Genomic DNA, 13,606 nt, shown 5'->3' with positions numbered 1-13,606 from the left:
CTCCATGTGACAATAAAATCTGTGTTGGTGATTTGCCATGATCGAGAAACGTTCAACACCCGCTTTGGGTCCCATGCACATGGCGACATGGTTAACCTCGCAACGACGTTTTCGACAGGGTGTAGTCCAAAGTGGGTCTGCCGACGGGGATGACGTGTTGCGTCTCCTTGTTGTCTTCCCCATCCTGTCGGGCGGCGATATTTGCAGAGAGCTTGAGAGGTCGGATCCTCGAAGCGCCGCCTCAAAACACATTTGCTTTGATCGGTCGCGCCGTTGCCCTACAGTTGTCCATGTCACAACAACACCGGGAAGCCGCATGCCAACCGCCAGCGCGAACGACAGAAATGATCTGCCGCGCCCGGCGCGGATCGATCCGCGCCAGTTCGATCTCCTTTTCGCTGGCTGCAAACTCGAACGCTACGCCGCCGGCCAGCATTTGTTCGTCCAGGAAGATGCCGCCGACCGCATCTACGGTGTGATGAAGGGCACGGTGGAAATCTCGCTCTATTCGCCTGGCGGCCAAAAACTGGTGGCCAATATCGAGCTGTCGCGCAGCCTGGTCGGAGAGATCGGGGCGCTTGACGGGCGCCCACGCACGGCCACCGCGATCTGTCTTACCGCATGTGAGCTGGTCTCGCTCAGCCGAACACAACTGTTTGATCGAATTGAGAAAAACCCATCCCTGGCGCGGGCCATGATCGAACTTCTGTGCGCGCGGCTGCGCTGGGTCAGCGGCGAACTCGGGGATCAGGCCTTCTTCGGCATCGAAGCAAGGCTGGCGAAACGGCTGGGCTTTCTGGGCGGCATCTTGGCCGACGGCGCGGGCTGGATACCGATCTCGCAGTCAGAACTGGGTGAGTTCCTTGGCGCCACGCGCGAGTCGGTCAACAAGACGCTCAACGACTGGCGCAACCGGCAGATCATCGCCATCAAGCGCGGGGGCTTGCGCATAGCCGATGCCGGCGCGCTTCGCCATATCGCCGAGTCGCAGGACGACGACTGACAGCGGAGGCGCCGGGGCGAATCAGAGTCGCGAAATCAGAAAGCGCAGTGCCGACCGGCTCGGCATGAAGAAATATCCGCCTCCCCGGGTGGTAACGAATTGCGGGATGCCTTTCAGCACCGTGACCTTTTCCCAGGATGGTATGGTGAACCTGCCGGCGCTGTCGCGCGAACCGATCGTCGGGTCCTTTTCGGCAACAAGTCCCTGGAATGCGGTCGACGACACCCAGGTTTGCTGGATGAATTCATACTGCCGCTCGATATCGGCGTTGAGACACATGAAGAGCAGTCCCTTTTCGACCTTGCCGCCCTTCCTGTCTTGCTTCTGGTAGCTGCGACCCACCCGGATGATCCGGTGGCGCTTGCCGATCCTGATCTGCGTTTCACGGTCCTCGCCCAGCGAATCGCGGGGATTCGACCGCCGGACATGGGCGCCAAGCGGGCAGCGATGCCCTTGGGGGTCCTCGACGCCAAAAGCAAAATCATTATCGGCACTGCGACCCGGGCGGCCGTCGGGATTGCGCACCAGCGAGGTGCCGTCGGGCCAGCGGCCGAGCATCTTGGCGGCGACCCAGCGCGGGGTAATCGCCGGGTCGTCGGTTTCGCTGGCCGCCTGCATGGCCGCCGCTTTGCAATAGTCGTGGAAGGTGTCGACGTGTTGCTCGAACTGTCGCACGACGAGGAAGGTGCCGTTGCGGCCAAAGTCGCGCGGCGGCGGCGGCAGACCTGGTATCTGCCGGTTGCGGCGCACTGGCGACAGGATGCCGGTCCGGTCGAGCGACGCGTCGACGGAGGGCGACGACGGATAGAAACCATGCTCGTCGCGATAGCCGAACAGAAACTCGCCGGGCGCGACAAGATGCATGGGCGCCGCACCGATGTTGGCGCGGGCGGTTCCCCTGACGATCGGCTGCGAGACGCCGTCGACGAAGCCGAAATGCTCAACCGCGCGCTTGCCGTCTCGGTTTACCGCCAGCGGCAATTCCGAGACGAGGTTCATGCCCGCGGCCGTCATTTTTCTCTTTGCGGTACCGATCTCGGTCTTCAGCTTCTCCGGACTCTCGGCATAGCAAACAACCACCACATCGACTGGTTTCTGCGGCGAACCCCATTGCCACTTTTGAGGCACGCTTTCGCCGAGATCGTCCAGAATGCGACTGCGCTCGGGATTGCCCATGCCATGGCGAAAGGCGACGGGGAATGTGTCAAGCGGATTGCCGTCGACATCGCCTTCCAACCCGAGGCGGCGAAGGCCATCGGGACCGAACGCAACGGTCATCGCCCGTGCAGGCGGCACGCCGTCCCCGAAGCTGGTCTGCTCGACGATGAATTCCAACCAGGCCTTGCGCCTGGCCCTGGAAAGGCTTTCCGGCACGGCGATCGCCAGCATATGGGCATGACCCAGTGATCCGAACGGACCGAAGAACAAGGACTGGATCTCGCCGGTTTCCAATTGTTCGACGGGCAACGGCGCGGGCGCCGCGGGGCCGACGGCCTCCGCCTTCCTGGCCTGCGGGCGCGGCAACGATCCGAACAGGCTCAACCAGTCGCGCGCCTCATTGCCCGTTGCAGTGGCGATCCCGCGCCTGATCCTCGAATTGGCCCGGATGCGCGTGGTGTTGAGACCAGGGTAGGCCGAATACCAGAACAGGGTCGGTATCTGCTGCCGGCGCGCCCAGCGCTTGAAACGGTCGCCGTCGCGGGCGCCGTCGAGGAAGAGCCAGCGCGTGCGCGGATAGCCCTCGGTGTTGCTCCATACGCCAGTCAGGCCGGCAGCGGCCTTGGCGATGAAATCCTCGAGATAGCTTTCCCAGCTGCCACCATAATTGGAGAAGAACATCAGCCTATTGGTGCCGGGCAACAGGACCCAGCGGGCGAAATGGATGGTGTTGATGGTGGCAAGGAACCCCGGCTTGAAGACCTTCTGTGCCGAGATCGAGATCAGGTAGAACGACAGCCTGAGCGCCAGCCTCCGCAAGATTCCAACTTTCATCGTCGAGATCGCCGTCAGATGGTTCTGGGCTTGTCCTGGCTGGTCTTCGTGGACCAGGATCTTGTCGAGGGCGCCGAGGTCGACCGGCGTGCTGTGCGGGCGATCAATGTCTTCCATGCGCCGCAAGGCGAGAAAGCACAGGCCAAGGATCAGCGCCGCCAGCGCCAGAATTCCAAGCACGGTCAACAGAAGCGCCGTGCCGGCTATGACAATGGTGCCAAAGGTGATGCCGGCCGGATTGCCGAACACCAGCACATAGGTCATCCGCCAGCAGGCGAGCACCAGCAAGGCGACCGTGGCCAGCACGGCAGGCGCCAGCAGCGTTGTCGTTATGGCTTGCCACCATTTTCCGGGTGGCCGTTCGAGCAGGCTTTCGGCGGGCTGGAATGCCCAGTCGAACTTTCCCAGGGACCGGACGTGCCGGCGGGCTTCGTCAAGCACGGCGGCCGCCCCGCCATTGGTGGCGCGCGGCTGCTCGACCACGGGCCGAACCGCGTCGGCAAGCTCGGCTTCTGCCAGGATGCGCTGCACGGAATGGCCCGGCGTGCCGGAAAAGACCAGTCCGGCGTTGCTGCCGAAAGACGGTGATATCTCGACACTGTGCTTGCGCAGGAAATTGTCCAGCGCATCGCCGTCACGTAGGTCGCACACGTCCTTGAAGATAGGCTGCAGCCTATGTCCGATGGCATGCGTCATGGCGCTGATGACGTCCCCGGTGCTGCCGTCGCCAGAGATTTCGAGAACAAGCGCTCCTTTCTCACCGCCGGAGACGTCGTTGGACTCACCTGTGGCAACAACAGCCAGGCTGGCGAAATGGATGATGCCGGCGGTATCGAGCGCGGCGCGGACCTCGTCGCTGGCCGGGTTGCCGAGCCCGGTAACCCTGTCGCGGATGGCGTCCAGCGACGCAGCCTGGGTGATCGGGCAGACCACGGTCACCATCGAATGGGTTACCGTGCTGCAAAGCGCGGGCCGATCGAAATCGACCTTGAGGCTTTCCGGGTAAGCGCCGACCTGCGTCATCCTCCCGGCTTTGCCGCGCGCGCGGCGGACATTGTGCTTCTGGAACAGGGCGCGAAGACTTTCGCCAATCTGGATCCTGGCGATTTCGGCGCCGATGCACTGATGAATACCGTAGCCGAAGACCAGGTAGTCGCGATGCGGGCGCGACGTGTCGAAGTGGTTGGGCCTTTGCACGGCCTCGGGATCGAACATCGCCGACAGCGTTGACGGCATGACCACGGTTCCGGCCTTCACCAAGCGCTCGCGGCGCGTGCCCCTGGCTATGGTTGCGTCGCGCGCGGTGTAGCGCCAGGGACCAACCCAGATCGGCTTGAAGCGCATGGCCTCCAAAATCGCCTTGTCCAGCCTGCCTGTGTCGTTGTTGGCCAGGGCCGCATCGACAGCTTGCCGCGCATCGGACCGGGACAGGATCACGTCGAGGCAGTTGCTGCCGGCGAGCACATTGGTTGGAACAAAGCCGGCGACCATGCCGAGCATGATCGAATGAATGTCGGGCAGCGACAGGCGATCCTGGTCCAGCAGGCGGACCAGCCTTGCCAGCGGCTGCTCATCCTTGGCTCCCTTCTCCCGGATCGCGCCGATGGAGCGGTCGATGACCTTGATCAGGCGGTCGCCAGCCACCACCGCGAGCTGGCGCGTGGCGGGGCTCGCCGTCGGATCCGAAAAAAACAGCGCGCTCAATGCTATGGCCCAATCGGCAAACTCGGATTCGTCGTCGATCTCGAGACCGAAATAATCGCGGCAGATGCGCACCGGAACGATCTTCATCAGGTCCGCGATCGCGTCGAAGCCGGGGCTGGCGCGCGTCATGATTTCTTGTGAATGCCGCGCGGCGATCGGTCTGACCAGGGCCTCGATTTCTGCCGGTGGGAAAGCGCTCAGCACCGACGATTTCATGCGCCGGTAATCGGCGCCGTCTTGCATGCCGAGAATGAAGTTCGATCCGCGCGCCAGTTCGGTCATCTCCGGCCCGTAAGGCGTCTCGAATTCATCGCCGCGCTCCAATATGTCGCGAACGTCGGCATTCCTGGTCACGAGCAGGAAATTGCCTATGGCGAGATTGGGCCAGAACCGGCGCAGCAGCGCCAGCGCCCAGCGCGGATCATTGAAGAGAAAACCAGCGATACGCGACGCAACGCCCTTGGCGCGGAGACGTCCCAGGTCGAATGGCGGCATTTCAGACAGCGGACGCTGGCTTTTCTCTGCCGCGCGGATGGCGTCGAAGTACTTTATCCTGATCATGCGCGTTCAGGCCCCCCGGCTGTCCACGTCATTGCGATGCCGGCTACCCATGGCCTAGGTTTGCAGCCGTCCCGCGTATGTGAATATTTTCACAGTTATCGGTCTTCGGCCACCTCGATTGCGCATCGCTCGCGACGCATTATCTGGCCAGTTCGAAATTGGCCAAGAGAAATTCGTTTGCCGCCTTGTCCGCGAACGGTATCCAGCGCACTCTTTGCTCCGAAAAATCCGGATGTCTCGTCGTGAATATGGTCAGTTCCCGCCTGGCCTCTTCCTTGCGCCCGCTTCTGGCCAAGGCGCCGATCTTCAGGAACCGGGCATAGAAATAGCCGGGCGACAGATCGAGCGATCGGTCCGCTGTGGAGATCGCGGATGGCCAATCCTCGACGAAGCTGTAAGCGGCGGCCAATTCCCCCAGATTGTGGAACCGGTAGAGGTCGAAGGGGCTCAGCCGCTCCGTGTCGATAAAGAACGGTATCGCGCCGGCGGCATCGCCGAGCAGCAGGCGCGCACTGCCCATCGCCGAGCGCGCAAAGGCGAAGCTCGGATTGATATGGAGCGCTTCCTCGAGATGATCGACCGCCGATCCGGGCTGTCCCCTCATGATGTCGGTGACGCCGAGATGAGCGTGCGGGCGGGCATCCAGGCTGTCCATCAGCAAGGCCTTGCGCGCATATTGCTGGACCTTGTCCAGATCGTCGCTGTCGCCGAACCGCAGCCAGGCCCGCCAGAAATACCACCATGCCAGTTCATTCAGCACCGCGCTCGAGTTCGGGTCTTCCCGGTAGGCCTTTTCGAAGAACTCCAGCGCGATTTCGGTGTCGCCGCGCGTGCGCCGGTTCATATGCCAGCGTCCGCGCCGCACCAATTGCCATGTTTCCAGGCTTTCCCACGGCACCTGGAAGGTCCGCGCCTGTTCGGCGCGGTCGACCTCCTTGTCGAGGATCGAGACGATCTCCTCGCCGATCTGGTCGCGCAGGCTGAAGATGTCGACCAGGTCGCGATCGAAGCGCTGCGACCACACCAATCGCCCGTTTGAGACGTCGGCAAGCGAGGTGCTCAGGCGGATATGCCCGCCATTGCGCATCAGCGTGCCGCTGACGATGTAGCGCGCACCAAGGGCGTTGCCGATTACCCGCGTTCCCAAGGTGTCATCGCGAAACTGGAAGCTGGAGCTCTTGGCGATCACCGAGAGCCATCTGCTGTTGGAAAGGCCATAGATGATGTCTTCGGCTATGCCGTCGGCCATATAACCGACATCGCGCTCGCCTCCATCGCCCTGGAACGGCAGTACGGCGATCGCGGGCGGACCTTTGGACGACAGCTTCTGCTGACCATTGACGGGGGGCACGGCCGCGACCAACGGCGCGGGCGACAACCCGCTCCCAATGCGCCCCGCGATCAGAACGCGCACCGGCAGCGCGATGTTCTTGAGCATGAATTCGCCAAGATCGATGAATTCGGCCGCCGTGTGGTCCTTCACGTGGTGCCAGGTCGTTTCCGAGACGGTGAGACCACCGTGCGGCGCGAACTCCTGGATCCTGGCGGCGATGTTGACGTCGTCACCGTAGAGCCGGCCGTCCCGAACGATGACGTCACCGGTGTTGATGCCGACGCGAAACGGCATGCGCATGGCTTCGGCGACCGATGAATTGAGCGCGACAATGCGGTCCTGAAAATCGAACGCCGCGCGCAACGCCTCGATTGGACTGCCGAATTCAGCCATGATGCTGTCGCCGGCATCACCGAAAGTGCGGCCGCCAAAGGTGCTGCAGCTGTCGGCGATGATGTCGCGCCGTTCCTCGAATGCGGCGACAGCCGATTCATCGTCAAGACCCATCAGCCGCGAGAATCCGACGGCATCGATAGAAATGATTGTCGCCAGCTGACGGGTGTAATTCCGTTCAGCCATGTTCGTGCCCCCGGTCCCTTCTGGTTCTGCCCCAGCCCAGGCAACTACCCGCTCCTGAACATTTCGCCGCTTTGCTGGGAGAAGATCCTCGGCAGGTGCGACGCGATGCCGTCCTGTCGTGCCGGGAACTCTAACAGGGTCTCGGCAAAAGCTCTACCACGATCAGCGGCAGATCGCAGGCCGCGGCATCGTCCACGCCTGACTGCCAGTTGTCGATGATGGACCATTGTTGCTGACCCGCCAAGCCCATGAGACCCCCGCCGAAAGAACAAGCAAGGGGGCCACGGCACCCATGCTGCGGTTTCAAGCCAACATGGATCCCGTTTCGATGAACCGCTGGTGCCAGGAAAGCGCTTCGCCGGGCAGCGACGGTGACTGCTGACCGTAGGAATGCTCCCTGGCCCTCCGATAATAGTCGGACAATGCCGGCCTGTAGTCAGGATGCGCGCAATTGGCGATGATGACCTCGGCGCGCTGCTTGGGCGAGAGACCGCGCAGGTCGGCGAGGCCCTGTTCGGTCACGATCACCTGCACATCCTGGGTGATGTGATCCACGTGGCTCGCTTGCGGCACGATGGCGGATATCTTCCCGCCCTTGGCCGTCGAGGGAGTCATGAAGACGGAAACATAGGCGTTGCGCGCGAAATCACCTGACCCGCCAATGCCGTTCTGGATCCGCGACCCCATGATGTGCGTGGAATTGACGTTGCCGTAGATGTCGGCCTCGATCAGCCCGTTCATCGCGATGCAGCCCAGACGCCGGATCAGTTCCGGATGATTGCTGATTTCCTGGGGCCGGAGGATCATCTTGTCGCGAAAGCGCGCCATGTCGGCATTGAGCCGTGCTGCAGCCTCGGGGCTCAGCGAAAACGCCGTGGCGGAAGCCATGCGAAGCTTGCCGGACTCGAGCAGGTCCAGCATGCCGTCCTGGATCACCTCGGTATAGGCGGTCATGTCCTCAAAGGCCGCATCGACGAGACCGCCAAGCACGGCATTGGCAATGTTGCCGACACCCGACTGGATCGGAAGCAGGGATGCGGGAAGTCTTCCCTTCGCCACCTCATGACGGAAGAACTCCAGGAGATGCCCGGCGATGGACCGAGCCGTCTCGTCCGGCGGCGCGAAAGGAAGGTTGCGGTCTGGCGCCTGGGTCTCGACGATTGCGACGATCTTTTCGGGGTCACAGCGGAAGTAAGGCTCGCCGATGCGCTGGTCGGGGCGAACGAGTGGGATGGGGAGGCGGTGGGGCGGCAATGCGGTGCCGTAGTAAATGTCGTGCATGCCTTCGAGGGCGGCATTCTGCCAATTGTTGACCTCCAGGATCACCTGCCGTGCGCGGTCGAGCCAAGTCTTGTTGTTGCCGACCGAGGAGGATGGAATAAGCGAGCCATCGGGCCTGATCCCGGCGACTTCGATGACTGCCGTATCGAGCGGCCCGAGAAAGCCCTGCCACGCCATCGGCGCGACCTGGCTCAGATGCATGTCGAAATACTCCATCTCGCCGCGGTTGATCATCTCGCGGGCGACCGGATCGGAATTGTAAGGCAGGCGGAATTCTATGCCGTCCGCCTTGGCCAGGGCGCCATCGAGTTCCGGCCCGGTCGAGGCGCCGGTCCACACGCGAATACGAAACGGGTTCCCGGCCGCGTGCTCGGCCTTGATCCGGGTGGCAAGCGCGAGCGGAACGGCTTTGGGATAGCCGGACCCCGTGAACCCGCTCATTCCGACCGTGGTGCCGGATTCGATAAACGAGGCCGCGTGTTCCGCGCTCGTTATCTTGCCGCGTAGTTCGTCACACCCAATGCGCTCGTGATTCAACGTGCCGCCTCCTCGTACTTCGATTTCATCCTCTCGGTTGCCATTGCGGTCGAACGACGGCCTAATCGCTCGAGAACCTCGGTTCCGATGGAGGCGAGCGCCTGATCCATGCGGACGGAAATGCCGGCCGAGCTCAACCAGGCAACGATCTCCCGGGTATCGAGATCGACGAGGACTATGTCAAGGAGCGCGCCAGGGAAGGACGCCACTGACGTAACCCGATCCGGCGCCACAAGGACGGCTCCTTCGCCGAGGGGTGATCCCATGGCGGAGCCGGCTGGAGTCGAATTGCAGTCAAAGGTGGTCTGGCCGGAAAATGCGGGCGTATTGACGATCCTTGCCGCGGTCTGATCACGATTTCCAGAGTGGCTGGCCGCTTGAGTGTTTCCCCAGGAGATCGCCTCCCATCTATCCTGCCACAAGCTTCGAGTTCGGCTTTTCGAGCTGGCCGTCAGTCTTCGTCATCTCGCGGCAGCTAGGTCAGTCGTGCCCGTGTCGTGCGCGGCGTGGCAAGGAGCAGGCTCGTTTCGCTGCCCGTTATGCCGGCTATGAGCCGGATGCGCCGTAGCACGGCATCGAAATCCGTCAGCGAGGCGGTCCCGAGTTCGACCACCAGGTCCCAGCGGCCATTGGTGGTATGGATGGTCGAGACTTCGGGGAAGCCGCCCAGCGCCCGAACCACGCGGTCGGCGGCATGACCCTCTATCTCGATCAGCATGATCCCGCGGATGCGCTGATCGACGGCGTCGGCGCGCAGAACCACCGTGTAGCCGATGATCTCGCCAGATCGTTCCAGCCGCTCCATACGCGCCCTGACCGTGGCGCGCGAGACGCCGAGATCGACGGCGAGGTCCGACACGCTGCGACGCGCATCATGCCGCAGCAAGGTCACGAGACGTTCGTCCAGCGCATCCATAGTCTTGCCAATCTGATCAACTTGAGTGCCATTATGATAAAGTATGCTTTTCGAATTGCCAATTGTGCCTGTTCATATCGCCGGCTCGCCATGGTTCCCTTGCGGCCATTCGAACTTGAACCGCGGAAAAAACAATGCGTTGCAGAATCGTCGGAGCGCCGGTGCAGGACGGCGCTGGCAGAATGGGATGCGAGATGGGGCCAAGTGCCCTGAGGACCGCCGGACTCGCCGAGGTGCTGTCCGGCCTCGGCCACTCCGTCGAGGATATGGGCGCCGTCCAGGCAATTCCGGTGCGGCGCGTTGTGCATGGCAATTTGGCGCTGAAGGCCCTGCCTGAGGTATCGGCCTGGACATCGGCCATTGCGGAGGCCGCCTACGCGGCCAGCAAGGACTGCATGCCGATCTTTCTCGGCGGTGATCATTCGATCTCGGCCGGGACCTTGTCGGGCCTCGCCCGCCGCGCCACCGAGACCGGACGCCCGCTGTTCGTGCTGTGGCTCGACGCGCATCCGGACTTCCATACGCTCGACACCACCGCCAGCGGCAACCTGCACGGTGTCCCGCTCGCTTATGCCAGCGGCCAGCCAGGTTTTAGCGGCTATTTCCCGGATCTGCCGGCAGCGGTCGACCCCAAGCGTATCTGCGCCATGGGCCTGCGCAGCGTCGACCCGGCCGAGCGTAGCGCGCTCAACCAGGCGGGGGTCACCGTGCACGACATGCGCGCCATCGACGAGCATGGCATCGCGCCGCTGCTGCGCGCCTTCCTGGCGCGCGTGTCGGATGAAGACGGGCTGCTGCATGTCAGTCTCGACGTCGACTTCCTCGACCCGTCGATCGCGCCCGCAGTCGGCACCACGGTTCCCGGCGGCGCGACGTTCCGTGAGGCGCATCTGGTGATGGAGATGCTGTCCGACAGCGGCCTCGTCTCCAGCCTCGACCTGGTCGAGTTGAACCCGTTCCTCGACGAGCGCGGCCGAACCGCGACGCTGATGGTCGACCTGACGGCGAGCCTGATGGGTCGCCGCATCATGGACCGCCCGACTCGCAGCCACTCCGGGAGCTTTTGACAATGACCACGGCAAAACTGAACATCGTCCCCTTCGTCAGCGTCGACCGCATGATGAAGCTGGTGATCGCCATCGGCGTGGAGCGCTTCCTGACTGAACTCGCCGGCTACATCGAGGAAGACTTCCGCCGCTGGGAACTCTTCGACAAGACGCCTCGCATCGCCTCTCACAGCCACGACGGCGTCATCGAACTGATGCCGACAAGCGACGGGCGCCTCTATGGCTTCAAATATGTCAACGGCCACCCCAAGAACATGCGCCAGGGTTTGCAGACGGTCACCGCCTTCGGCGTGCTCGCCGATGTTGGGAGCGGCTACCCGATGCTGCTCACCGAGATGACCATCCTGACCGCGCTTCGCACCGCCGCTACGTCAGCTGTCGCGGCCAAGTATCTGGCGCCGAGCGGCGCGCGAACCATGGCCATCATCGGCAACGGCGCCCAGTCGGAATTCCAGGCGATCGCCTTCAAGGCGTTGACCGGCATCGATCGGCTCAGGCTCTACGACATCGACCGTTCCGCCTCGCTGAAATGCGCGAGGAACCTGGCCGGCATGGGGTTCGACATCACCATCTGCGGGACCGCGCAGGAGGCGGTTGAAGGGGCCGGGATCATCACGACCGTTACCGCCGACAAGCAGTGCGCCACCATCCTCACCGACAACATGGTCGGCTCCGGCGTCCACATCAACGCCGTCGGCGGCGACTGTCCCGGCAAGACCGAACTGCACAAAGACATCCTGCTGCGCTCGGACATTTTCGTCGAGTTCCCGCCACAGACACGCATTGAGGGCGAGATCCAGCAGCTGGATGCCAACCATCCGGTGACCGAGCTCTGGGAAGTGATCGTCGCCAAAGCCCAAGGACGCCGGGACGCCAAGCAGATCACGCTGTTCGATTCAGTCGGTTTCGCGATCGAGGATTTTTCGGCGCTGCGCTATGTGCGCGACCAGCTGCAGGCGACCGGCCTCTATGAGGAACTCGATCTGCTCGCTGACCCCGACGAGCCTCGAGACCTGTTCGGCATGCTGCTGAGGGCGGCCATGCAGCCTGCTGCATGAGGATTCAACGGGATGTCCCCTCGGGCATATACATCACCGGAGATGGACCTTCGCAGGCAGGACAAGACACGAGGCGGTCGGCAATCGCATCACCGTTCGGTCGCGCTCCGTCACCTCGGCCTTCTTCGAGGACGTTACCAAGCATGGACAGCGATCCGCACTGAAGGACGTTTATTCGCGGACAACCCCGGAGCTCGGCCGAGCGAGAACCATGAGATCACCAGAGTTTTTTTGATCGGCAAGCGTCCACAGCGTACGGGCAAGTGGAGCCACGCCGAGCGTCGGACAGCCGTAACGCGCGAGGGCGGCAAATTTCTCTCGGAGTGCTGAGTCAGACATAGGTCGAGCGAGGCTGCCAGTAGCAGCTTTTTCGGACACGACCAGTGAAGAGCCATCCGCAAACCGGATCGAGACATGAGCGGCCTCAACCGCCGTGTTGGCATCGATCTCAACAGGGCGAACCTTGGCGCGCAGGCCCCTGACAAGCGGATCGTTGACCGCCGCATCACTGAATTCTTCAGCGCCGGCATGACCGCGCAGCAGACTGACAGCCACCGCATGCTGGGCGCTCACCTGCGCCTCGCGCCCCGTGGTGACTTCCGGTCGGTCGGCACGAGCCTTGAGCAAGGGGGCACCGCGCACGACAACCTCGGCAATCTGATTGGCGGAGAAATTGGGGGTGGCACGAGCAGCAAGGCAAGCATCAATTACGGGGTTCAACACCACTCCACAGGGATAGGGCTTGAACATAGTGCGCAGAATTTCCCAGTCCCTCCCCAGTCCGCCCTCGATCAGTTCAGGCCTTGGGTGATCCGAGCAGACTTTGAGGAAGCCGCGCGGTCCCTCGAGCGGCTGTGGCGGCCCTTCGACGCCGCACTGCGCCATCAGGGCCGAGATGAGACCGCCGCGGGCCGCATTGCCGACGCCAGTGCTCTTGGCCATGAAGCCGAGGGTCTCGACGAGACCTGAAGCTTGCGCGGAAGCATTGCCGAGCGCCCACAGTATCTCGTTCTCGCCGAGCTTGAGGAGCTTCGCGGCGGCCACGGCGGCACCGAAGATTCCACATGTGGACGTGATATGCCAGCCGCGGTCATAATGGCCAGGGGAGACTGCATTGCCGATGCGGCAAGCGACTTCCACTCCAAGAGTAAAAGCGTGAAGGAGTTCCGCACCACTGGTCGGCCGCGTTTCAGCCAGCGCGAGCACGACGGGCGCAACGGGCGCGGTGGGATGGATGATAGTGCCAGCATGGGTATCGTCGAAGTCGAAGACATTCATGGCCGCTGCGTTCAGGAAAGCGGCCGTCAATGCGTCCCGCCGCTGGGCATGGCCGATCACGGTCGCGTTCTCGCCAGCCGAAAAAGGCGCGAGGCTTTTGGTCAGCCGCAGCACCGCCTGATCGGACGACCCGCCGAGCGCTGTTCCGAAGCCATTGAAGATCGCCCTCATCGCGTGCGCGCGGACTGGCTCCGGGACATCCTCCCACCGGGAGCGATGCACGAAGGCGGCGAGCCGGCGCGACAGGCCTGCCGCGAAAGGCTGTGATACATCGCCGGTCATGAGCGAGCCTCCGAT

Annotated in this window: 8 protein-coding genes; 3 read left to right on the top strand and 5 right to left on the bottom strand. The window is 63.0% G+C overall.

Translation table 11 applies throughout. The features are described from left to right. Window positions 1–316 precede the first annotated feature (316 nt). The gene (locus OOJ09_RS20435) at window positions 317–1,003 is read left to right on the top strand and encodes a Crp/Fnr family transcriptional regulator (protein WP_269906958.1); all 687 of its coding nucleotides are present in this window, start codon (window positions 317–319) and stop codon (window positions 1,001–1,003) included. A 21-nt stretch (window positions 1,004–1,024) separates the two neighbouring features. Here the strand turns inward: OOJ09_RS20435 and OOJ09_RS20430 are convergent, their stop codons facing one another. The 4 genes from OOJ09_RS20430 to OOJ09_RS20415 form a co-directional block, all read right to left on the bottom strand. Further along, entirely contained in the window at window positions 1,025–5,260 is a 4,236-nt protein-coding gene (locus OOJ09_RS20430) for a cytochrome P450 (protein WP_269906919.1), read from the bottom strand. Window positions 5,261–5,399: 139 nt separating this feature from the next. Beyond that, window positions 5,400–7,172 (bottom strand): adenylate/guanylate cyclase domain-containing protein, encoded by a 1,773-nt coding sequence (locus tag OOJ09_RS20425; protein ID WP_269906918.1) that lies wholly within the window; start codon window positions 7,170–7,172, stop codon window positions 5,400–5,402. 303 nt (window positions 7,173–7,475) lie between these two features. Continuing rightward, window positions 7,476–8,990 carry an acetyl-CoA hydrolase/transferase family protein gene (locus OOJ09_RS20420; RefSeq protein WP_269906917.1) on the bottom strand — a complete coding sequence of 505 codons (1,515 nt, stop codon included), beginning with the start codon at window positions 8,988–8,990 and terminating at the stop codon, window positions 7,476–7,478. A 475-nt stretch (window positions 8,991–9,465) separates the two neighbouring features. Further along, the gene (locus OOJ09_RS20415) at window positions 9,466–9,906 is read right to left on the bottom strand and encodes an Lrp/AsnC family transcriptional regulator (RefSeq protein ID WP_091582685.1); all 441 of its coding nucleotides are present in this window, start codon (window positions 9,904–9,906) and stop codon (window positions 9,466–9,468) included. Between the two features lie 134 nt (window positions 9,907–10,040). On the opposite strand from OOJ09_RS20415, the gene rocF reads away from it, so the two are divergent. Both rocF and OOJ09_RS20405 read left to right on the top strand, forming a co-directional pair. Further along, a complete protein-coding gene (gene rocF / locus OOJ09_RS20410; protein WP_269906916.1) occupies window positions 10,041–10,973 on the top strand; it encodes an arginase in 933 nt (310 codons plus the stop codon). A 2-nt stretch (window positions 10,974–10,975) separates the two neighbouring features. Next, window positions 10,976–12,031: an ornithine cyclodeaminase gene (locus tag OOJ09_RS20405; RefSeq protein WP_269906915.1), complete on the top strand. Its 1,056-nt coding sequence runs from the start codon at window positions 10,976–10,978 to the stop codon at window positions 12,029–12,031. A 171-nt stretch (window positions 12,032–12,202) separates the two neighbouring features. On the opposite strand, the gene OOJ09_RS20400 is transcribed toward OOJ09_RS20405, so the two are convergent. Then, complete coding sequence (locus tag OOJ09_RS20400; protein WP_269906914.1) at window positions 12,203–13,591, bottom strand: MmgE/PrpD family protein; 1,389 nt, start codon at window positions 13,589–13,591, stop codon at window positions 12,203–12,205. Between the last annotated feature and the right edge of the window lie 15 nt (window positions 13,592–13,606).

Origin of the sequence: Mesorhizobium qingshengii, assembly GCF_027563465.1 — a bacterium.
Classification (GTDB): Bacteria; Pseudomonadota; Alphaproteobacteria; order Rhizobiales; family Rhizobiaceae; genus Mesorhizobium; species Mesorhizobium qingshengii_A.
This window is presented reverse-complemented; position numbering and strand designations above follow the sequence as displayed.